14 protein-coding genes are annotated in these 20,883 nt (G+C 50.1%); all 14 read left to right on the top strand.

Annotation, left to right across the window (positions count from 1 at the left end; all coding sequences use genetic code 11):
* Positions 1-10 precede the first annotated feature (10 nt).
* The 14 genes from ACS5NO_RS28050 to ACS5NO_RS27985 all read left to right on the top strand — a co-directional run bounded on the left by ACS5NO_RS28050 (position 11) and on the right by ACS5NO_RS27985 (position 20,613).
* Positions 11-757, top strand: coding sequence for an SDR family oxidoreductase (locus ACS5NO_RS28050; RefSeq protein WP_439418200.1), 747 nt, complete (start codon positions 11-13; stop codon positions 755-757).
* Positions 758-1,784: 1,027 nt separating this feature from the next.
* Positions 1,785-2,717, top strand: a complete 933-nt coding sequence (locus tag ACS5NO_RS28045) for a polysaccharide deacetylase family protein (RefSeq protein WP_439418199.1) — start codon at positions 1,785-1,787, stop codon at positions 2,715-2,717.
* A 501-nt stretch (positions 2,718-3,218) separates the two neighbouring features.
* Positions 3,219-9,149 carry a non-ribosomal peptide synthetase gene (locus tag ACS5NO_RS28040; protein WP_439418198.1) on the top strand — a complete coding sequence of 1,977 codons (5,931 nt, stop codon included), beginning with the start codon at positions 3,219-3,221 and terminating at the stop codon, positions 9,147-9,149.
* 44 nt (positions 9,150-9,193) lie between these two features.
* On the top strand, positions 9,194-10,861 hold the full coding sequence (locus ACS5NO_RS28035; protein WP_439418197.1) for a non-ribosomal peptide synthetase: 1,668 nt from the start codon (positions 9,194-9,196) through the stop codon (positions 10,859-10,861).
* A 631-nt stretch (positions 10,862-11,492) separates the two neighbouring features.
* The gene (locus tag ACS5NO_RS28030; RefSeq protein WP_439418196.1) at positions 11,493-12,416 is read left to right on the top strand and encodes an RNA polymerase sigma factor; all 924 of its coding nucleotides are present in this window, start codon (positions 11,493-11,495) and stop codon (positions 12,414-12,416) included.
* A gap of 62 nt (positions 12,417-12,478) precedes the next feature.
* Positions 12,479-13,108 carry an NAD(P)-dependent oxidoreductase gene (locus ACS5NO_RS28025; protein WP_439418195.1) on the top strand — a complete coding sequence of 210 codons (630 nt, stop codon included), beginning with the start codon at positions 12,479-12,481 and terminating at the stop codon, positions 13,106-13,108.
* A 36-nt stretch (positions 13,109-13,144) separates the two neighbouring features.
* Complete coding sequence (locus tag ACS5NO_RS28020; protein ID WP_439418194.1) at positions 13,145-14,431, top strand: flavin-containing monooxygenase; 1,287 nt, start codon at positions 13,145-13,147, stop codon at positions 14,429-14,431.
* Between the two features lie 26 nt (positions 14,432-14,457).
* Positions 14,458-14,976 (top strand): hypothetical protein, encoded by a 519-nt coding sequence (locus ACS5NO_RS28015; protein ID WP_439418193.1) that lies wholly within the window; start codon positions 14,458-14,460, stop codon positions 14,974-14,976.
* Between the two features lie 480 nt (positions 14,977-15,456).
* Complete coding sequence (locus ACS5NO_RS28010; protein ID WP_439418192.1) at positions 15,457-15,798, top strand: hypothetical protein; 342 nt, start codon at positions 15,457-15,459, stop codon at positions 15,796-15,798.
* A gap of 236 nt (positions 15,799-16,034) precedes the next feature.
* Positions 16,035-17,603, top strand: a complete 1,569-nt coding sequence (locus tag ACS5NO_RS28005) for a M12 family metallopeptidase (RefSeq protein ID WP_439418191.1) — start codon at positions 16,035-16,037, stop codon at positions 17,601-17,603.
* 115 nt (positions 17,604-17,718) lie between these two features.
* Positions 17,719-18,051, top strand: coding sequence for a hypothetical protein (locus tag ACS5NO_RS28000; RefSeq protein WP_439418190.1), 333 nt, complete (start codon positions 17,719-17,721; stop codon positions 18,049-18,051).
* A gap of 137 nt (positions 18,052-18,188) precedes the next feature.
* The gene (locus ACS5NO_RS27995) at positions 18,189-18,416 is read left to right on the top strand and encodes a hypothetical protein (protein ID WP_439418189.1); all 228 of its coding nucleotides are present in this window, start codon (positions 18,189-18,191) and stop codon (positions 18,414-18,416) included.
* 172 nt (positions 18,417-18,588) lie between these two features.
* Positions 18,589-19,098: a cupin domain-containing protein gene (locus tag ACS5NO_RS27990; protein WP_439418188.1), complete on the top strand. Its 510-nt coding sequence runs from the start codon at positions 18,589-18,591 to the stop codon at positions 19,096-19,098.
* Between the two features lie 135 nt (positions 19,099-19,233).
* Complete coding sequence (locus ACS5NO_RS27985) at positions 19,234-20,613, top strand: C10 family peptidase (RefSeq protein ID WP_439418187.1); 1,380 nt, start codon at positions 19,234-19,236, stop codon at positions 20,611-20,613.
* Positions 20,614-20,883 lie beyond the last annotated feature (270 nt).

Below are 20,883 nucleotides of genomic sequence, written 5' to 3'. Positions count from 1 at the left end.
CTAACGACTGATGGAAACTAACATAAACGGAAAAGTGATCGTCATTACCGGCGCCAGCAGTGGTATGGGCGAAGCGGCAGCCAGGCACTTGTCAGCGCTTGGGGCCACGGTTGTACTGGGCGCCAGAAGAGCCGACCGAATTGACGAGCTGGCCAAAGAGATACAGGACCAGGGAGGAAAAGCGCTGGCTATGGCGACGGATGTAACGCAGCGGGATCAGGTAAAGAAGCTAGTCGATTCAGCGGTTGACCAATTTGAGCGGGTCGACGTGATCCTGAATAATGCCGGTGTGATGCCCTTATCGCCCATGGACCGCCTGAATGTGGATGAGTGGGATACGATGATCGATGTGAACATTAAAGGGGTACTCAATGGTATTGCCGCCGTTCTGCCCTACATGAAAGAACAGAAGTCAGGTCAGATTATCAACACTTCTTCGGTAGCGGGTCATAAAGTGTTCACTGGATCTGCGGTCTATTCGGCTACTAAATTTGCGGTGCGTGCCTTGACGGAAGGCTTACGGATGGAGGTGAAACCTTATAATATCCGGACCACCATCGTTTGTCCCGGCGCGGTTAAAACAGAATTGCTGGACCATATCACGGAGGCAGATATTAAGCAAGCTAATCAAGAATATGTAGGAGCGGTTGGAATTAGTCCGGACAGTTTCGCCCGGGTGGTAGCGTTTGCCATCAGCCAGCCGGAGGACGTTGATATCAACGAAATTATCTTCCGTCCGACATCCCAGGAACTTTAAGATACACCCTACTTGCCGCTGTTTTGTTGATCGGTATTACCGATCCTGTCCGATTACATTCGTCACGGGGAAACCACAGTCCTCATATGCTGATTCTCCATCCATCTTATAGAAATTATACAGCGTGCACCTGATGAAGTTTCGCATAAATCATCGAAGTAATTGACAATCATCGGCTCATTTAACGAAGGCGCCCCGTAATACCGCCCGGTTCGGCCGCTGCCCTATAACCCAACCTTTACTCGTGAACTGGATAATAGGTTCAAGGCCCTCTGATCCAAATTTATTTTTTTGATGCGAAAAAAGTGGTATTTGATGATTGTAAAATTGGTGATCGATTCGCATTTAATAAACCGATTTCCAGACCTAAAAAGAGACCTTTATTTAGATTGAAAGCTGATGGGTTCAAAAAGCTGAATGAAGCGAGTACCTTTACCCTGACCCCTACCCTTCTAATTGGCTTTCATTCAACCCAAAAAAGCCGGTTCTAATTCGCGATCGGCGCGGTGAAGGTCATAAAACTAATGGCGGACAAAGTTCACGGCATTGCTGGTAGTATCTGAAAATAGAGGACTTTTACAGGCACGCAAAGGCGGCGGGCCGCGAGTCTTACCAAGCCCGGGTCTGTTTCCTCTTGCCTGAAGGTATCCCCGATTTCTTCGAGCTTCCCGAAATAGTTGAAGCCATTTCTGGCCTGCACATCTCTCTGAAAGAAAAGAACATTTCGCCTTCCGAATATAAAAACCAAAAATTAGAATCTAAGGGCTTTTTACCTGACATATACATCCAGAAATTCAGGAATAGTTCGAAATTCGCACCAAAGGACAGATCTTTGTATGGAAAACGGACAAAACTAGAGCAGCCATACCACCAAAAGCAAAATGTGTTATTGCGTTCCCAAGAATATCGAAGCCTACTAGAAAAAAGGAGGAATGCGGTCCTTAGTCAACAGGCCTAAAACGTTTCTCTTCGCATACGAAGAGAAAATATCCAAGATTATATATTTAAATAATAAATCGAACTCCTGATGAAATCCCATTTCCTCCTCCTAATTATTCTTGCGTCCTGGACAAAACAAGTCTTCGCTCAAAAACAAATCGCCATCACCATCGACGACTTGCCAACGATCAGCAGGAGCATGAATACCGATGCGTTGAGAGCGGAACTGACGGATCAGCTTTTAGGTCATTTGAAACAATACAAAGTCCAGGCAACGGGGTATGTCATCGGAGAAAAACTTGTCAAGGACGGGAAAGTGATTCCTGCTCAATACGATTTGCTAATGAAATGGCTGAAAGCCGGTCACTCACTCGGGAACCATACTTTTGGACACGTAGGCATCAACACTATTTCGGCAGCCGCCTATGAAAGGGATGTGCTCGGTGCCGATACACTGCTTCGAAGTTTTCTTCACAGACAACATGCTGAACTGAAGTATTTCCGGCACCCTTATCTCCACAGAGGAAATACGGTTGAGAAACGGGATTCGCTGGAAATGATACTGGCCAAACACAACTACATTCAGGCACCGGTGACGGTCGATAACGATGAATATCTTTTTGCCGCTGCATTTGAGAAGGCGGTCAGTAGCAACAACCCGCCTCTCGCCGATTCGGTTTCAAACACCTATATCAACTATATGATGAATTACGTGCATTATTACGAATCCCAAGCCGACTCGCTGTTCCACAGGCCTATACCGCACATTATGCTCCTACATGCCAACCTACTCAATAGCAAAGCACTCGGCCTGTTACTTTCCAGACTAAAAGCGGATGGCTATCAGTTTGTCACCCTACAAAAAGCGCTGGAAGATCCTTGTTACCTGACAAAGGATCAATACATCGGAAAGAGAGGTATCTCCTGGATTCACCGTTGGGCACTTAGCAAAGGTAAAAAAGGGGCCTTCTTTAAAGGCGAGCCGGAAGTTCCCAAATTCATCTCCAATCTGACGAAATAACTATTTGGTCTTCAACAAAAAATAATCTGCGCAAACTTGGGTTAAGAAAAACGGAGGTGCCCAGAATACTGAATTGAAAGGTAATACAATCAGTTAACAAAATAGAGATACCCCCATCTTTCCAACAATTGATCACGGAATAGCCTTTTTGAGGTACACTTTCCAAGCATAATGGATAGGAATTACTCCATTTAACGGAACATTAAGTTAAACATGAACTAACTTAGTGGATAATGAAAACAAGGAGACAATACGATCGCTCGGGCGCCCCCGGACAAATTTAAGAAAATGGCGCCGAGAGCTCTCAGTGGCCAAGGGATCATTAAGAGCGACCGCTAAAGACTAGGGTATCCCTTCTATTCTGGGTTATCTATCCCCTTTTGAATACAGCAGTAGGAAATTCCAACCTGTTGCTTAAACTTTTATCCATTATTTTGTTGCTAGTCCACTTTGCCGTATACCTGTTTTTTAATTGGGGGTGGCACCCTTCTCCTTGAATGCATGAGCATCTTGGGCCAGCACGGTTTGCTGGTGAAGGGTGTTATCAGTACAGATCCACAGGTGCGGAAGTATTGCACGGAGTCGGGTCTAACCTGTATTGATGCAACAGCCCCTTTTGTTTCGATTTTAGAATCGGAGCCCTTCGATTATTTAGTTAGTATTTCAAACGGCTATATTCTTTCTAAGGAAATTTTGCAACTTCCCCGGTTGCATACCATAAATTATCATGATGGTCCTCTGCCTGCTTACGCCGGTGTCCATGCCACATTTTGGGCGTTGGTCAATGGCGAAACAACCCACGGGATTACCTGGCACCTGGTCAATGAGGGCATTGATACGGGGCCCATACTAAAGCAAAGTCTAGTCACCATTGTGCCGGATGAAACCTCCATTAGCCTGAACAAGAAATGTTACGCAGCGGCCGTCGCTGCGTTTCGCGAACTGGTGGAAGAAATGCGCTTGGGTCCGCTTCCAAGTTTCTCTCAGGACCTGACTCAACGGACCTACTATGGTCTCAAAAAAAGACCCCATACTTTCATAGACTGGACCCATTCAACCAGCCAGGTGATCAATCTGCACCGGGCACTTAATTTTGGTTTTCACCCTAATCCGTTTGGTTATCTCAAAATCAGAATCAATAATGATGTCCTGTTCGTGACAGACCTCAGTGAGGTAAGCGAGTCGGCAGACCACCGGCCTTATTCACCGGGAACGGTTGCATTTTTAAAATCTGACGTGCTGGTGATAACAACGGGCCAGGGCTTGTTGGGCATTCGAGCGTTGACAACACGAGCGGGAAAGGGAATTGCTCTGCCGGAATTTTATTCAATGAGAGGCCTGGCAGCTGGTCAGCAATTGGGTCAGTCCGAAAAATCACTTGAGCTGTACTACCAATGGGAAGATCTTTGTAGTCCTCATCAGGCCTATTGGAATGAGAAAATCAACCGTTTCTCGCCCACATCGATTGGTGTTTCTACGCCTGTACAAATAACCAAAAGCCTTGAAAAAGCCGTTGACTATAGGAAGGCAGATCTGTCATCCGCCGTCGAAACGGCCTTAACGAAATTGGAGGGAACAAACCAAACGGATCAGCTCCTGACTGCGTTTCTGATTGTGGTTGCCCGGCTGAACGATGAGCACGCGATTCACGTAGGATATAGCGGGCCAATAAGCCGGCAGATAGCCTTTGAAACAGCGGATTTATTTGTGGATTGCTTGCCATTCTCGATTGATTTTGACCTGGAATCGGATTTTGCAAAATCGGTGGCGGCAACACAACACGAGCAAGCAACCACTATAAAGCACCGCTCTTTCGCCCGTGACTGGTTACTGACCCAACCTGCGCTCCAGGCAAAGGCGAAGCTGTTCAATGAATCTACGTTCCCAATTGTGATTTACCAGACGGCCAGGCCGGATGAACAGCCCTTGTATCCAAACGCGTTGACGTTGATTCTTTCCGATACCGGCCCCTGCAAAATCGTTTATAATCCTGCAGTTTGGACCGACGCCCAGGTAGCGGATTTAATCAACCGCTGGGAAGTTGTCCTGGAGCGTGTTGTCCATCAACCGTCGCAACCACTAAAAGCCATTTCTTTACTCTCGACGGCGGAACAGCAACGCGTTCTAAAGGACTGGAACGTAGCTAACGTACCTTATCCCTGCGATCAAACGATCGTTGAATTGTTTGAAGCTCAGGTTAAGGAAAACCCGTTAAACGAAGCGCTGTGTTGCGGAGGTAATTCGATAACGTATGGGGAGTTGAACCAGCGCGCGAATCAACTGGCCTGGCACCTGCACCACCAGGGGGTCAGGCCCGAAACGCTCGTGGGAATTTGCTTGGAACGTTCGGTTGAGATGGTGATTGGTCTGTTGGGGGTTCTAAAAGCGGGGGGGGGCTATGTACCACTGGATCCGGCATATCCGGCTACCAGACTTGAAAAACTGCGTGCCCAAACTGGCGTGCAAATTATTGTAACCCAGCAAAAATGGATCGTCCGATTCGCGACGGAGGGCATTGCGTTTGTAGTGCTGGACCAGCCAATTCTATCCTGGACCAGCGAAGCGGACAGCAATCTAGCCCTGCCAGCCAGCATCGACCAGTTGGCGTATGTACTCTTTACGTCGGGCTCTACGGGGCACCCTAAAAGTGTGGCCATTCCCCACCGGGGAATTATTCGGTTGGTCAAAGAACCCAATTATGCCCAGTTTGATTCGACGACCGTTATGCTGGGCCTGGCTCCGCTGGCGTTTGATGCGTCGACATTTGAGCTTTGGGCCACTCTCGCAAACGGGGGACGATTAATTCTGATGACAGATCAGCAACCCACCCTCCATGCCATCAAGGACGCTATTCAGACCCACCTGGTAAACACGGTTTTTTTTACAACGGCCCTGTTTAATGTGCTCGTTGACAGTGATGTGTCTGGGCTTACGACCCTCTCTCAACTACTAACCGGCGGAGAAGCTGCGTCGGCCCAACACCTCCGGCGGGCCCAGCAACAGTTGCCGCTTTGCACGATCAGCAATGTGTATGGCCCCACAGAAAGTACAACCTTTGCCAGTTTTTATTCCCTGCCCCCTGCCCAGGAGGATATACCGAATGTCCCCATTGGCTGGCCATTGACAAACACCCAGTTATACATTGTTGATTCATTCCTGCATGTAGTGCCGGTCGGCATTGCGGGCGAATTAATAATTGGTGGAGATGGCCTGGCCAGGGAGTATGTATTCCAGCCTGAGCTGACAAAAGAAAAGTTTATTCCCGACCCGTTTAGTCAGAAGCCGGGCCGGCGGCTTTACCGAACGGGTGATCTGGCACGCTATCGAAATGACGGAGCGATTGAATTTATCGGTCGCCTGGATGATCAGGTTAAGGTTCGCGGTTTCCGGATCGAACCGGGCGAAATTGAGTACGCACTTCGCCAGCATCCGGCGGTGGGCGAAGCCTTCATTACGTTGACGGATTCGCCATCGGGGCAGAAAGAACTGGCCGCCTACCTTGTTCCCATACCGGATTGCCAATTGGCAACTGAAGAAGTCCGGCAGTTTTTACAAACCCGCTTGCCCAAGCACCTAATTCCGGCTGCGATTTTGCCGGTGGAAGCCCTGCCGCTGACGGCCAATGGTAAAGTGGCCAAAAACCTGTTGCCACCCGCCATCGTTCGAAGCGGAAATGGAGCCCATGAGGAATTGACCGGAACCGAACAGGCGCTGATGTCCTTGTGGGTTGAGGTGCTAAAAAATGCGGATTTGGGCAGCGAGGATAACTTTTTTGATTTGGGGGGTAATTCCCTGCTCGCCATGCAGTTAGCGGCCCGCATTCATCAGCGGTTTAACCGGCAGCTATCGGTGAAAGATGTATTTGATTACCCAACCCTTCGCCGATTAAGTCTCCACCTGGATCAGCTGCCAAAGGATCATCCGATGGCCATCGACGGGCCGAAACCCGCCCATGAGCAGAGACCACCCGGAGGCATTCCCTTGTCCTATGCCCAGAACCGGCTGTGGATCATCCACCAGATGCATGAATTGCGGGGTACGTACAATGTACAAATTATTCTTAAAATTGAAGGACCGCTCAACGTGCCGGCTTTAGAGAAAAGTCTGGCTGAAATTGTCCGTCGGCATGCTGTTTTACGGACCAGCTTTTCGCATTCGAACGGGGTCCCGTTTCAGCAACCGACCACCGACTTTTCGCTGCCTTTTCAGGTGATCGAACTGAATGAAAACGAAGCCAATTCGACCGAAGTCTGGTCACACTGGCTTCAGCAAGAAGCCTACCTGCCTTTCCATTTGGAACATGGCCCGTTGATTCGGTTTCGGGTGGTACACCTGAATCCGGATTCGTGGATGCTGCTGCTGGTGTTTCACCATTTGGTTTACGACGGCTGGTCAACCCGGGTTTTCGCCCATGAACTAAGTCAACTTTACACCTCGTTTGTTCGGAATGGCCCCGTTACCTTACCACCCTTAGCCATTCAGTATGAAGATTACGCTAGAGCGCAGCCAAAGCGGTTGGCACCTTTACGGGTGGAACGGGAACGAGCGTATTGGAAAAACCGCCTGACCGGCGCCCCAATCCGGGTTGCTTTACCCTTTGATAAACCGGCTCCGGCTATCCAATCGTTTGAGGGTGCCGATTACTCCTTTCCACTGTCCGATGAGCTCTGGCAACAGCTGCGGGGAAGTGTTCAGGAACCGGGAACAACGATTTATCTACGTTTACTAACTGCCTTCTCGGTTTGGCTTGCTCAGGTTACCCAGTCCAGCGATTTGGTCGTCGGAGTGCCCATTGCGGGCCGCAATCAAGCGAATGTAGTCGACACCATTGGTTTTTTTGTCAATACCCTGGCGCTGCGCATCGGGGTGTCGGCGGACTGGACTTTTCGACAACTTTTGCGGCAGGTGCGGGAATGGTCCCTGGAAGCCTACGACCATCAGGATCTTCCCTTCGAGCAGGTGGTTGAAGCGCTGAAGCTACCCCGTACCCTGGCGTACGCCCCTTTGGTGCAGGTCCTGTTTGATTATCAGGAAGATTATACCAAAGACTGGAAGTTGGATGAACTAGCCATTGACATGCTTTTTCTGGAACAGAAAGTGGCCAAATTTGATCTGCATGTTTCATTCCGGGAAACCAAAGCAGCCAGGCTGGTCACGTTTAATTACCGGACGGATTTGTTTTCTGAATCAGCCATTGTGGCCATGGCCGGTGGTTTTATAAGGGTTTTAAAGGCGATTGTGGCCGAGCCTGATCAACGACTTGGGATTCTGCTGGGTCAGGGCCCGGAACAACGTTTACCGTCCGCGGTTGATTTACCCGTCCCCGATAACGTGGCCCCCCACCCCGACTCGCTTTCCCATTCGCAGCCATTAGACGGTCCCATGGCGACCCTACTTCAATCCATTTGGAGCTGGTTGCTTGAGATTCCGGTCATTGATTTGGATGATGATTTTTTTGACATCGGTGGCCATTCGCTGCTAGCCTTTCAGATGATTGCCGAACTCCAGCGAAAAACCGGTCTATTGATTCCCGTCGGCAGTGTTTTTGCCAATCCGACGATCCGCAAACTGGCCACGCACCTAGCTTCCGTCCGTGCCGATCTGGTTTGGGAGTCACTGGTTGCGGTAAAACCGCAGGGCAACAAGCCGCCCCTTTTTTTAATGCATCCGGTGTCTGGCGATGTGGGCTATGTCTTCCAGCTCGCGTCCCACTTGCCCAACAATCAGCCCGTATATGCCCTGCGAGCCGTTGGCCTGGATGGCATCAGCGACCCACTTGACAGTATCGAAGCCATGGCGGCCTATTACGTTGACCTGATTCTCGAAAAACAGCTGGACGGGCCGTACGCCCTGGGCGGTTTTTCGCTCGGAGGAATCATTGCCTTTGAAATGGCACAGCGACTGCAACAGATGGGAAAAGAGGTATGCCTATTGGCCATCATTGATAGCTATCCCGTCAATCCCTCGCGGGATAATGGCAACCAGGTGCCCATCACCCAACTCCTGCAATACTATTACGATGTCTGGCGGTCATTACCCAAACGACCCAGATTACTTTATCGAATGGTTCGGAAAAAAATCCCCTTTCTGGGGGGGTACGTTTTGAACCGGTTTTGGCGGTCTATACACCACAAAGCTCCTAAAGCTGACGGAGCCGATCCCAAGACGGCAGAAAACCCGCTTGTCACCATCAACCAGCAGGCCTATAGCCGGTACACCTTTAAACCCCACAACGGGAAAATTATTTTTTTGCGTGCCGTTGGAAACGATAATCCCACCGATACCTATAAACAGATTAGCTTTGGCTGGAGCCGGTTAGCGCTGGGGGGCGTAGACGTCCATTCCATTCCCGGGGATCATTATTCGCTTTTTAAACACGACGAAACGATTTCAAAAATCGCCCGTATACTGACTTCGTACCTACCCGCCTAACGCCAGGGTTAGTTTAGTCAGGAATCCATTATCATTATTTTGTCATGATTCAAAATGTTTCATCCACTTCCGGTCCACAGGTTGAGTATCCCCGGGAGATTCCAATCCATGAACTGATTGCCCAACAGGCCCTTCAATCTGCGGATAAAATTGCCATCGTTGCCGGTGATCAGGAATTAACGTATCGCGTTGTGAATGAAACCGCCAATCAGTTGAGTCATTACCTGACCCAACAAGGGGTAAAACCGGGTGATGTGGTTGGCGTGGCCCTGGACCGTTCGCCCGAGCTTGTTCTGATCCTGTTGGCTATCCTGAAAACCGGAGCGGCTTACCTGCCCATCGACCCAACGTTTCCCCCGCAACGGTTTCAATTCATGTTACGGGACTCGGCCGCTCACTTTCTGGTTACGTCGAAAGGATATCAGGACAAAACCGATGCGCATGTCAGCGAGCTTTATGTCGAAGATGCCCTGGTGTCCGCTTCCCGGTTTGACAAAGGGGCGCTGGTGGGTACGACATCGGGTGACGATCTGGCGTATGTGCTGTATACATCCGGCTCAACGGGACATCCCAAAGGTGTCTTGGTTGAACATCATAACCTGGTTAACCTGCTTTGGAGTATGGTGACCATGCCTGGCATGTCGAAAGAAGACCGTCTGCTGGCGGTGACAACCGTATCGTTTGACATTGCGGCAGTCGAACTGTATTTACCCCTGCTGGTGGGAGCCACACTCGTTATCGCGGATACGCCTTCAACGCGGAATGGCAGTTCGCTGCTGGGTCTCATCCAGCGGCACCACATTTCGATCCTTCAGGCTACGCCAATTACTTTCCTGCTATTGATTACTGCGGGCTGGCAACACCGTTTACCCCTGAAAATTATGTGCTGTGGCGAACCATTGTCATCGCTGCTGGCTCACCAACTACTCGACCGGTGCGATTCGTTGTGGAACCTCTACGGTCCGACCGAAACCACCATTTATTCGACGGGCAAACAAATTTTACCAACTGACCAACTGATCACCATCGGGCGACCGATTCAAAATACGCGCGTTTATTTATTGAATGAAACGCAGCAAATGGTTCAGGAAAATTGTCCCGGCGAAATATGCATTGCCGGTGATGGGGTCGCCAGGGGGTACCACAACCGACCTGATCTGACTTATGAAAAATTTTTACCCAACCCATTTGCTTCGACCGGACTACTTTACCGGACCGGCGATTTGGGACAATTAACGACTGATGGCGAAATTCAATTTTTGGGGCGAATTGACCAGCAAATTAAAATTAGGGGCTACCGCATCGAGCCCGGTGAAATTGAACACGCCCTGGGCAATCTGAACGGAATTCGGGAAGCCGTGGTCGTTGCCCGGGAAGATCGTTCCGGAACCCCCCGAATGGTCGCCTATCTCATACTGACCACGTCCTTGTCGGACCAGGATTTTGCGGTCCAACTTAACCAGTGGAAAGCTACATTGAAAAATAGTTTGCCGGCATATATGATCCCCGCGACGTTTATTCAGGTAGAACGATTTCCCATTACACTTAATGGGAAAATAGATCGCAAGTCGCTGGCCGCCGGGCCCAATCTTGTTGGCGATGCCAAATCGATGGGACATGTAGCTCAATTGGCAGCACCACAAACCACTTCATCAACCAATCGGTGGCCATCCATTTTCACCTGGCTTAAGCGAATAGCGCTAAAGAAATAGACCAGGTGAATGCATGCGGTCTGAATCTTAACCTTTTTTGCTGGTCGCAAAGAAGACTTGCTTCTATTTTGAAACGCCAATGCACATCCCTAATAATAACAAATTAAATAGTAGGTCCATCGAAGTGGGCTACTTTTTCAACACTGACCAATGGTATTTTTTACTGACAAATATATGAGTTGGGCTTACTCCGTCGGCATAGACTTTATTACATTAGAAATACCCCTTACACAAATGACGTCAAGTTGTTTTGATTTTTATCTTCTACTGGGTTACTTTCTAAGGGTTTTTTGAACGAACATACTGACCTCAGCGAAGCCTCTCGTTGGGTTATAAAAAATGAAAGGTCCAGAAAGCTATAACTTACAAAGCGTGGGAATTTATCAATTCTTTTGACAACACAACATCTATTGAATGGACTCGAACGCCACAAAAGCTACTTTACACTGGATTAGAAAAAATTACCACCAAAATCACCAAAAAAATATTCGGAAATATCGAACTTTTTGTAAATAACAGTCTCCTTAAACTAAGAAAAGAAATAATTTCGGTTGATTTTCAATCGCTTAATCACCGGTTCCGATTATTTTTGAAATCTGGTAATTAGGCGAAAGTTCTAAAGCTTTTACAAATGGTGGTAGTTGCGAATGTTAGTGAATGGGTTCGAGCGGCAGCAGCAGGAGAAACCACTGCCTGGAACACCCTGTATCGAAAATATTATCCGGGCATGTACGCTATTGCTTTGCGCATTTGCCGGGATTCCGACGCGGCTACCGATGCCGTTCAGGATGGGTTTGTCTCGGCCTACCTGAAACTTTCGCAGCTAAACGATCCGGAGAATTTCGGTGGCTGGCTCCGGCAGATTGTCACCCATACCTGCTACCGTACGCTTTCCCGCCAAAAGAATACCGTTTACCTGGAAAGCTTACCCAGTGAAAACGAGTCCTTCTGGGAGGATGAAATCAATCGAAAGTTCGATCAGCTTTCGACCCAAAGCCGACTCTATAGTGCCATGGCTAAATTGCCCGATGCCTTACACAGCACCTTGATCCTGCGCTATTTTTCCACCTTTCAGTCGTATGAAGAAATTGCGGCCATTCTGGGTGTGCCCGTGGGAACGGTCAGAAGCCGTCTCAACCAGGCCCGACTCAAACTGCTCGAACAGTGGAACCGGCACCAGGATGCCAATGAACGCGAATGGCGGGAAAGTGAAGAGTGGAATGACTATTACCAGGCGATGTATGGGGGGATGCATACCTATGATGCGTGCAAAACCAAGTTGCTGACGCATCTTCAGCACAGCCAGATCGTATTTACCACTGGCAAAAGCTACGCCGGAGGGCAGGTTTTGGAGAAAATGGTGGAAGAAGACCGCCAGGTCGGCAGCTGGCTCAAGCCCGTCACCATTTTTAGTAGTGGTATTATTTCGGTGATTGAGGCTGTTCATTTCAACTCCAGTGAACACCCCAACCATTGCCCTCCAGCCTCGGTTACGGTGATTCACCGCAAAGATGGGAAGGCCAGCCGGGTGGTTTTTCATTTGTCCGAAAAATAAATGGGTGACTGAACCGAACTTTTGGTAGGGTTCTCATCTCTTAGAGAAAAAGAAGAGAAACGATGAACATTCTGATTTTCGGGGCTTCGGGAGCTACGGGTCAACAGCTGATCCGGCAGGCATTGAATCAGGGCCATAAGATAACCGCTTTTGTTCGGGATCCGACCAAACTGACTACCACGCACCCACGGCTTACCTTGATTCAAGGCAATGTAAGCGATTTTGCCACGGTGCAACGGGCAATCCAGGGCCAGGATGCGGTGGTCTCCGCCCTGGGTGCTGACAATATGTTCAAATTCGACCCGGTTCTGATGACCGGACTTGCCAACATCCTCAAAGCCATGGAAGTTGAATCCGTGCCGCGCTTCATCTATTTGTCTACGCTGGGCGTTCGCGAGAGTCGCAAAGAGGCCGGGTTCATGATTCGAAATTTAGCCCCGACGCTGTTACGAACCGAAATCAGGGGACACGAGGAACGGGAAAAAATGATTCGTCAATCCCGCTTGGAGTGGCAGATTGTCCGGGCTCCGATTTTGACCAATGGTCCCTTAACGAAAACGTATCGCGCGGGTGAAAACTTGATTTCCCGCCATTTTGCCACGACGCTATCCCGGGCTGACGTGGCCCATTTTATGCTGACACTCGTAGGTGATGGCCGCTTCATCGGCCAATCCGTTCGACTCCTGCCGTAAGCAAACCGATCCTTTCAATTCACTTTTCAAATGTCAATGAATCCACTGGAAGTCATTGTAGTTGGGGCGGGCCATGCCGGTCTAAGCACCAGCTATTTTCTGAAGCAACACGGGCTGAGCCATCTGGTTCTGGAACGGGGAACGATTGGGGAATCCTGGGTTTCCCAGCGGTGGGACAGCTTTCGCATGAATACCGCCAATAAGCTCAACACCCTGCCCGGATGTGAGCCTGACGAAACCGATCCGGACACGTTTGATTCGGCTCAATCGTTAGCGGTATCGATGCAGCGCTATGTGCAAACGCATAGGCTTCCGGTTTTGGCTCATACCCTGGTTACCCGAATTGACCAGGAGCCCGGGTCCACGCTGTTTCGAATCCGTACCACGCAAAATGGACGGATGAGCACCTATACGTCCCGGCATGTGGTCATTGCCTCAGGTGCGCAAAGCAAACCGCAAACCGCATTACTGGAAAGCAAAATTGCCCCTGAGATCCGGCAAATCCACAGTAGCCAATACCGGAATGTGACTCAACTGCCCGAAGGAAATGTACTGATTGTGGGCAGTGCGCAATCAGGTTGCCAAATCGCGGAGGACCTGGTTGATGCCGGAAAAACCGTCTATCTGGCGACAAGCAGGGTGCCCCGATGCCCCAGACACTACCGTGGCAAAGACATTATGGACTGGTTGATTCTGACGGATTTTTTCAATGTTCGTCCGGATGAAGTGCCCGATCACGCCCTGCTGCACCTGAAAACGCCTTTGCTCAAAGGCACGGACAACGGCCGCAAAACGCTCAGTTTGCAGATGCTTGCCAAAAAAGGCGTTATCCTGTTGGGCAAAATGCAGGAAATCACCGACGGCACGGCCCGTTTTTCCGCGGATGCGTTGACGCATGTCCGTTTTGCTGACGATTTCTCCCGGCGGGTAAAAGCAATGATTGACGCTTTTATTGCTGAAAACCAATTAACGGCCCCGGCCGCCGAACTGGACCCGGACGATGAGCCGGACCCCTTGCTGGATATCTCTCAAACACCGACAGCAATCAATTTCAGACAGCAGGAGATTACTTCCCTGATTTGGGCGACGGGTTTTGTTTCTGATTTCAGTTATATCCACTTGCCGGTTTTCGATAACTCCGGAAATCCGGTGCTGCAAGATGGCCTTTCCCCGGTGGACGGCTTGTATTTCCTGGGACTTCACTGGCTGAGGAGTCGCAAATCAAGTGTCCTGTTCGGTATCAAGGACGATGCAAAGTGGATTGCCGACCAGATTTTTTCAATTGTTCACCAGCAAAATCAGGCGGCCATTCAATCCGAATGAGCCTGGTATGTACGTCTTCTCATTTTATGCAAACTCTAGTTTTTTCAATTAAAAACGCTTTGTCTTATTTGTTGCTTGTCGTAATTGGCCTCTATGCCGGCATGCACTTTTTTCATGAAATGTGCCCGGTTGAAACCCAATTGACTCCGTTGGAGTATGCCAAATACTGGAAGATTGTCGACGGTACGTTCATGCATCGTCGAATGGGTGTCATGGGCCCGGCGATGATCGGACTTTTTATGCTTAACATCGCCTTTACGATACGAAACTGGAAAAGCCGACATTTTCTTTTACTGGTCCTCTCCTTCCTTCTTTTTGTGATCGATGTGGCGTTTACCGTTCGGGAACAGCTGCCGATCAATGAATTTATCAATGGTCTGGACCTGAATCACTTGACAAACACAAATCTGGCAACGCTAAAGGGATATCAAACGGCCGCAATTGCCAATTTCCAAAACCGGTTCGTATTTGCTATGCTTTCATTTGGCCTCCTTGGCCTCATCCCGTTCACTACGGTCGGTGTAAATTCAGGGAAGCGATACTAGAAAAGTTTTTTTCGACATTTACCACCCACCGTTGGTACCCAGGTAGGGTTAAGTATACCCTTTCTACGGGTTCTCCTGGCCTTTTCAAAAGTAACCGTTACGTTCCAAAAACGTTCTTGGCCGTACTGCGATTCAGCATTTTTCCACCCATTACTCATAAACAAAACGAAAATGAAACAACGTACCGTTTCCCGATTGGGCTTAGCCTGCATGGCAGGTGGGCTGTTATTTACCCTCAGTCTTTTCACGATGGGGGCCGTCAAAGGATTTCCCCCAGCCATGCGGCTTTTCTTTGAGCAGCATGACTACCTTTTGCGAACGCTGTTTTTGCTGTCCCAGATCGGCTTTATGAGTGGGCTTTACGCTCTACTAATCACCGGCGCCACGGGTCGCTCAATGGGGGCCAAAGCGCTACTTTTTATTCCCTTCCTGGGCCAACTTTGTTATGGCGCAACAGCCTTGTTACCTACCCCGGTGGTAATGACCCTGCTACCGATCCCGTTACCGCAGTTGGGGGCCATCCTGAATGCGATCGGCATGGTTCTGGTGGGCATCGCCGTCTGGCGGGCGGGCCGCTGGCGTGGCTGGCAACGCTGGATGCCTCTGCTCACGGGCCTCTATCCCCTGGTGGTTATGTTTCCGGTACTGGCGATCACCGGCCATCCGCCCCGTCTGCTGATTAACTTGTGGGGATTAGTCTGGGCTCTACTGGGGTATGCCCTTTCCGCATACGCTAAGAACCGCACCCCGACACACTTAGACTTACCCGGTAGGCGTCGTGGTGATTCCGTTTCGGGTGAACACCGACAGCGAACGGTGTGAACAGACCGTGTTCAGCCAGAACAAACCGATCAACGCCAGACAACGCAACTGTCTGACAGGAACGTAATGGTGCCGTAGTGGTGCGCCGACTTGTACATGGTCCAGCTGCGGTTCCGGCCACAGGAAGGCGGTGCGTAGCCACTCAATCAACACAAATCTGATGCAAAAGCACTATTGTCGCTGGCAATGCACCCCAGTACTTTTGCCTTAATTCAATCAATTACCACATCAAGTTCATGAAAACCAACCATCTGTCCATCTGGGCAACCGGCCTTCTTTTGGCCGGATCACTACTTAGTTCCTGCGAGAAAGACCTGGAACAAACCACATCAGCTCAGCCCAAAAACAGCCTCCATTCGGATACCACCGGCGTTCTCAAACACGGCACCTTCAGAGGAATACCCATCACGTATAACGATAAAAATGGCCAAGCCATTCTGGAAGGTGACATCCTGCTCTCGAAAGACGACCTGGCCTCAGTACCAGAGGGGGCTGGCAGTTCCAATGCCCGCATCAAAGGAGCCGGGTTAGCGAACAAAGATCACCGCTGGCAGGACTGGACGGTTCATTATGAGATCGGACCTAATCTCGACAATGCCACCATCAGCAAGGCAATTCAGCACTGGGAGGCTAAAACACCCCTCCGGTTTGTTCCCCGCACTGATCAGGCCGATTACATCCACTTCGTTGACTCAAATGAAGGGAACTTTTCCTTCGTGGGCAGACAGGGCGGCAGGCAGGAAATTAAGTTAAAAGAAGATAATGAAATGGCCGTTGTTATCCATGAGATTGGCCATGCGGTCGGCTTATATCACGAACACAGCCGACGCGACCGGGATGACTACATCAACATTCTTTGGGATAACATTATTCCTGAAGATAAGATAAAAGAACAATTCAATCGCTGGCCTATCGGACAGGGGTTTGATTACGGCTGGTTTGACTACAATTCCGTTATGATGTATCCGAAAGACGCCTTCTCCCGGAATGGCAAAGCCACCATTACCCGCAAGGACGGCCAAAATTGGGTACGCGCGACCTACTTATCAAACAATGATGTTAGTACGGTCATCTCCATGTATTCGAACCTCTACATTGTCAGTGGGGGTAGCCTGTACGCGGTCAATCCAAAGAATGGAAAAGCGGCATTTCTGGGTAAGGACTGGAACGGTGCAGCTAAGACACTAGCTGAAAACGACCAGTACATCTGGGGCATCCAGGGGGGGGAACTATGGAAAACAAACCGGTATAATGGGCACTACGAGCCAGTTGGTACGGACGACTGGACGGGTGCCAAAGGACTGACCGGTCAGGACGCTCAGGGCAACTTCTACGCGGTCTATAACAGCAAGCTTTATAAAATTAACCAGTATGGTCAGCGGACGGCACTAGCTCAATGGCTGGGTGTTCAAACCCTGCATTACCATAATAACGCCTTGTATATAGTGGCCAATGATGGGTTATTTAAAGTCAGTACGACGACGGGCCAGATTGAGAGGAACTACAATGGTGTTACCTGGTATGATGTTAGAGGCATGGCTGCGGTGAGCGTCAATGCAGATAAGATTTATGTCATGCGCAGGGACGCTCTATTCCAGGTCAACACGGTTACCGGAGCCGTTTTGGGTGGGGAGGGATTCGCCGACGTAAAAGCGATGACCGGAGCGGCCGGCTACTTGTACATTGTGTCGGGCAGCGACCTGATCAAGATGGATGAGTTTAGCAATAAACAGAAATTTTCTGGAAGCTGGTCCCAGACAGAGTCCATTGGCGTGGTGCGTAACCCCAAGCTCTTGTCATTCTGATCAGTCAATGCGAGCGGGTGTGTTCGATAGCAATCTCGTCGGGCGAGCCAACTCAAATGATTAGTTCGCCTGACAAGAGTGCTTTTAAAGACGGAAACCAGTCAACGACAATCGAATGTGGAACACGGAATCTCTTTGGTTTGAAGTCGCCCTGGTGAGTGGAATCTTTGCCGTAGGCAACATCCTGATGGGGCACTTCGAGGAGCAAACGCCTAAACTACGGCGCGTGGGAAAGTACTTGCTCACGCTGCTGCTCATCGGTAGTTTATCCGCTTATGCCGGCCGAGACGTCGCCCTGATTGTCTTAGGGCTGACCTTGTTCCCCATTCTGTACGTTCATGGCTACTACCTACCCCGCAAAAAAGGCATCAACGGCTGGACCGGCGAACCCAAGAGCCGATACTATGACTTTCGGGGCTGGGATAAAAACGTGTTTAAAGAAAGGTAGATCGCTGAAACCCGATCGGTGCATCAGGCTAGTTTACGGTATGAACAAAGTTGAACGCGAGCTGTTGGGGGCCTTAGTCGCCTTCATGGCTACTTCGTTCTACTGGGTCATTGACGACAAAAAATCGGGATCCAAACATGAAGCCATCCGGAGTTTACAAAACACATCTGGGCCAACTGGCGGTAGAAGCCTTTTACGATTCGGTACTTGACGTCTGGCCGATACCGTACCAAACCCAGTTGGTGTCAACCCGCCATGGCGATACCTTTACCATCGCCTGTGGCTCCGACCACCTGCCTGCCTTAGTCTTATTGCACGGAGCGGCTTCCAACTCCTTTTCCTGGCAACAGGATATAATTGCCTAAAGCCAGTGTTTTCGGGTGTATGCCGTTGACTTACCTGGGATGGGCCATGTAGTAACAGGTTTATGGTAGGGCGAACACAACTTCAGCGAAGCCATCACGACGTTCCCCAACCACCGTTTTAAATCAGACTACCAAACAATTCAGTATAATGCAAACTCAATTCAACAAAATCATGAACACAATTCACCATGTCAAAGCCCATGAAGGCGAACATTTGTATGCGGCCGGCGATGTTGTTACGATCAAAGTAGGCAGCCGCAACTCGGCCGGTTCCATGCTGGTTGTTGATGCGCGGGTACCCGCTGGCGGTGGGCCACCCGTTATACACCGAAATCCCTCCTCCAAGGTTTTTTATTTTCTGGAGGGGGTCTTCAAGATCACCACCGTGGATGCTGATAATCAGGTAAACACGATACGGGCCGAAGCGGGCGACATCGTTTCCATTCCGGCAATGGCGTGGCATAACATCAAAAACGTGGGTAGTGCAACCGGCCGCTACATCGGTATACACAGCCCACCGCAGATGGAGCCGTTCCTGCGGAAGATTGGCCAACCCATCGATGATCCGCTACATCCACCCAAATCCACGGAGCCGCCTTCGGCCGAAGAGCAGCAGCGGTTGATGGCCCTCATCCGGCAGTATATGGACATTTTTCCGCATGACCCGCGTATCGCGGAGTGAACTCCGGCTTTTTAACGACACAATCGCTCCAGGTTTTGCCTCGCGGGCATTACCCCAACGCCGTGTGGCGTATCTAAACACCGTTATCAATCAACAAGAGCGGTATTATTTTTTAATCTCAAATGTTTATCAGCAATGAAGTACAACCGAACACCGGTTGGCGGGTACGTTGTTGCCCTGCTACTGGCTGGTCTGGCCGTCTCCTGCTCCAAAGAGCAGCTGATGGAGCCAGCTCTTTCCACCATACCCGACGCGGTCGCCTTACAGATCAAAGCCGTCGATGAGGCCAACTACTACGGCGAAATTGTGCCCCTTGAACTGGCTAAGCAAGTCGCCGAGAACGAGACCTTCCAGCAGCTTTACCTGGCGGGCAACAAAGACCAGGGAACCAAAAACGCCCGGCTGGGCAGCCTCAAGCGGACCATTCGGCAGGCCGTCTCCTTTAAAGACAAACACAACCAGCCCGCCGTGCACGTGGTGACCTACAATCAGGGCGGCTTTGCCATCCTGTCGGCCGAAAAACGGGCGCAGGCCGTGCTGGCTATGGGCGACGAAGACAGTGTGGACGTGCAGCACATGCCCGAAGTGGTGAAGACCTGGCTGGGTCAGGAGCAGGCGAGCGTTGAACAGCAGCGCACCAGCCCGCGCGGAGCCCGGATTGCTGCCCCGAGCCGTGGGGAAGACTGGGGCAGTTTGCTGGCTAGCACGGGTCTGAGCCAGGCCGCTAAGGGTGCCCGGGCCATGGCTCCTCCCCCGCCGGACGGTCCCACCCCTGCACCTGAACCACCCTGTCAGCAGACCAATGTTACCTACTTTGAGCCGTTGGTAAGATCAAAATTGGCTCAATCTGGGACTGGCCCGTTCGGTACTGCCCATTTTAATTCATATGCTCCCAAGTTGCCTACCAATCATGCGGTAGCAGGCTGCTGGCCGGTAGCAGCCGCTGCTGTAATGGGTTTCTATGAGTATCCTAAACAGATTAAGTACCAGAGACCCGGTTTTTGGCAGGGTAGCACCTGGACTATTCTTTGGCAGGAAATGCATCCTTTCAGTGCAAACCTTCACACCGCCGAGCTGCTGGCCAACATTGGGTACGGCATGAAGGCTGAATGGGGGCTTAACGCAACCGGTGTGTACAACCAAAATGCAGTAGCAGCCCTCAAGAATGTGTTTGGCTATAAGACCGTCAAGCTAATCGGTGATCCTTTAGAAGCAGATATTATCAACGAGATCAACGGACACCGGCCCGTGCTACTTATAGGTACAGAAGGTAAAAATCCACAAGATGTGTCTAAACATGTCTGGGTATGCAGCGGCTACCGGAAGGCTGAATCGACCTGTAGCCTCAACACCTACTGGCTGCACATGAACTGGGGATGGGGAGGTGATTGGAATGGGTACTACTATGGCCGGTCGTTTTATGATGACAATAAAAAGAAGGGCTATAACAACCAGACCAATGTCTATGCCTATAACCGGGCGATGGTTGCCATACGGCCAGAGGCTAGCTTGTAAATTGATTTATCCAGTTGTTTTGTTAAAACACCCGCACCTGTTGCCCTAGTACAATAGGGCAACAGGTGCGTAAACTCCAGAAGCCACCTTGGGGTGGCTATTTCGGTCAAGGTGGTTGCGTATTCCATTAAAATAGCCTTACACAGATGGGGTCAAATACTTTTAGTGTACTACCTATTTTTGAACAGACATGTTGACCCATTTGGATTCCTATTTTACATTGAGACATGATAGGTTCAAAAAGGTATAAATTTCATGCCTGCACAGGCA

The organism is Larkinella fluvii (assembly GCF_051857545.1).
Taxonomy (GTDB): Bacteria; Bacteroidota; Bacteroidia; order Cytophagales; family Spirosomataceae; genus Larkinella.
This window is presented reverse-complemented; position numbering and strand designations above follow the sequence as displayed.

Bases quoted from the DNA above. Each gene is read 5' to 3' on its own strand.
- ACS5NO_RS28050 (WP_439418200.1), top strand. From the start codon at position 11: ATGGAAACTAACATAAACGGAAAAGTGATCGTCATTACCGGCGCCAGC.
- ACS5NO_RS28045 (WP_439418199.1), top strand. From the start codon at position 1,785: ATGAAATCCCATTTCCTCCTCCTAATTATTCTTGCGTCCTGGACAAAA.
- ACS5NO_RS28040 (WP_439418198.1), top strand. From the start codon at position 3,219: ATGAGCATCTTGGGCCAGCACGGTTTGCTGGTGAAGGGTGTTATCAGT.
- ACS5NO_RS28035 (WP_439418197.1), top strand. From the start codon at position 9,194: ATGATTCAAAATGTTTCATCCACTTCCGGTCCACAGGTTGAGTATCCC.
- ACS5NO_RS28030 (WP_439418196.1), top strand. From the start codon at position 11,493: ATGGTGGTAGTTGCGAATGTTAGTGAATGGGTTCGAGCGGCAGCAGCA.
- ACS5NO_RS28025 (WP_439418195.1), top strand. From the start codon at position 12,479: ATGAACATTCTGATTTTCGGGGCTTCGGGAGCTACGGGTCAACAGCTG.
- ACS5NO_RS28020 (WP_439418194.1), top strand. From the start codon at position 13,145: ATGAATCCACTGGAAGTCATTGTAGTTGGGGCGGGCCATGCCGGTCTA.
- ACS5NO_RS28015 (WP_439418193.1), top strand. From the start codon at position 14,458: ATGCAAACTCTAGTTTTTTCAATTAAAAACGCTTTGTCTTATTTGTTG.
- ACS5NO_RS28010 (WP_439418192.1), top strand. From the start codon at position 15,457: ATGACCCTGCTACCGATCCCGTTACCGCAGTTGGGGGCCATCCTGAAT.
- ACS5NO_RS28005 (WP_439418191.1), top strand. From the start codon at position 16,035: ATGAAAACCAACCATCTGTCCATCTGGGCAACCGGCCTTCTTTTGGCC.
- ACS5NO_RS28000 (WP_439418190.1), top strand. From the start codon at position 17,719: ATGTGGAACACGGAATCTCTTTGGTTTGAAGTCGCCCTGGTGAGTGGA.
- ACS5NO_RS27995 (WP_439418189.1), top strand. From the start codon at position 18,189: ATGAAGCCATCCGGAGTTTACAAAACACATCTGGGCCAACTGGCGGTA.
- ACS5NO_RS27990 (WP_439418188.1), top strand. From the start codon at position 18,589: ATGAACACAATTCACCATGTCAAAGCCCATGAAGGCGAACATTTGTAT.
- ACS5NO_RS27985 (WP_439418187.1), top strand. From the start codon at position 19,234: ATGAAGTACAACCGAACACCGGTTGGCGGGTACGTTGTTGCCCTGCTA.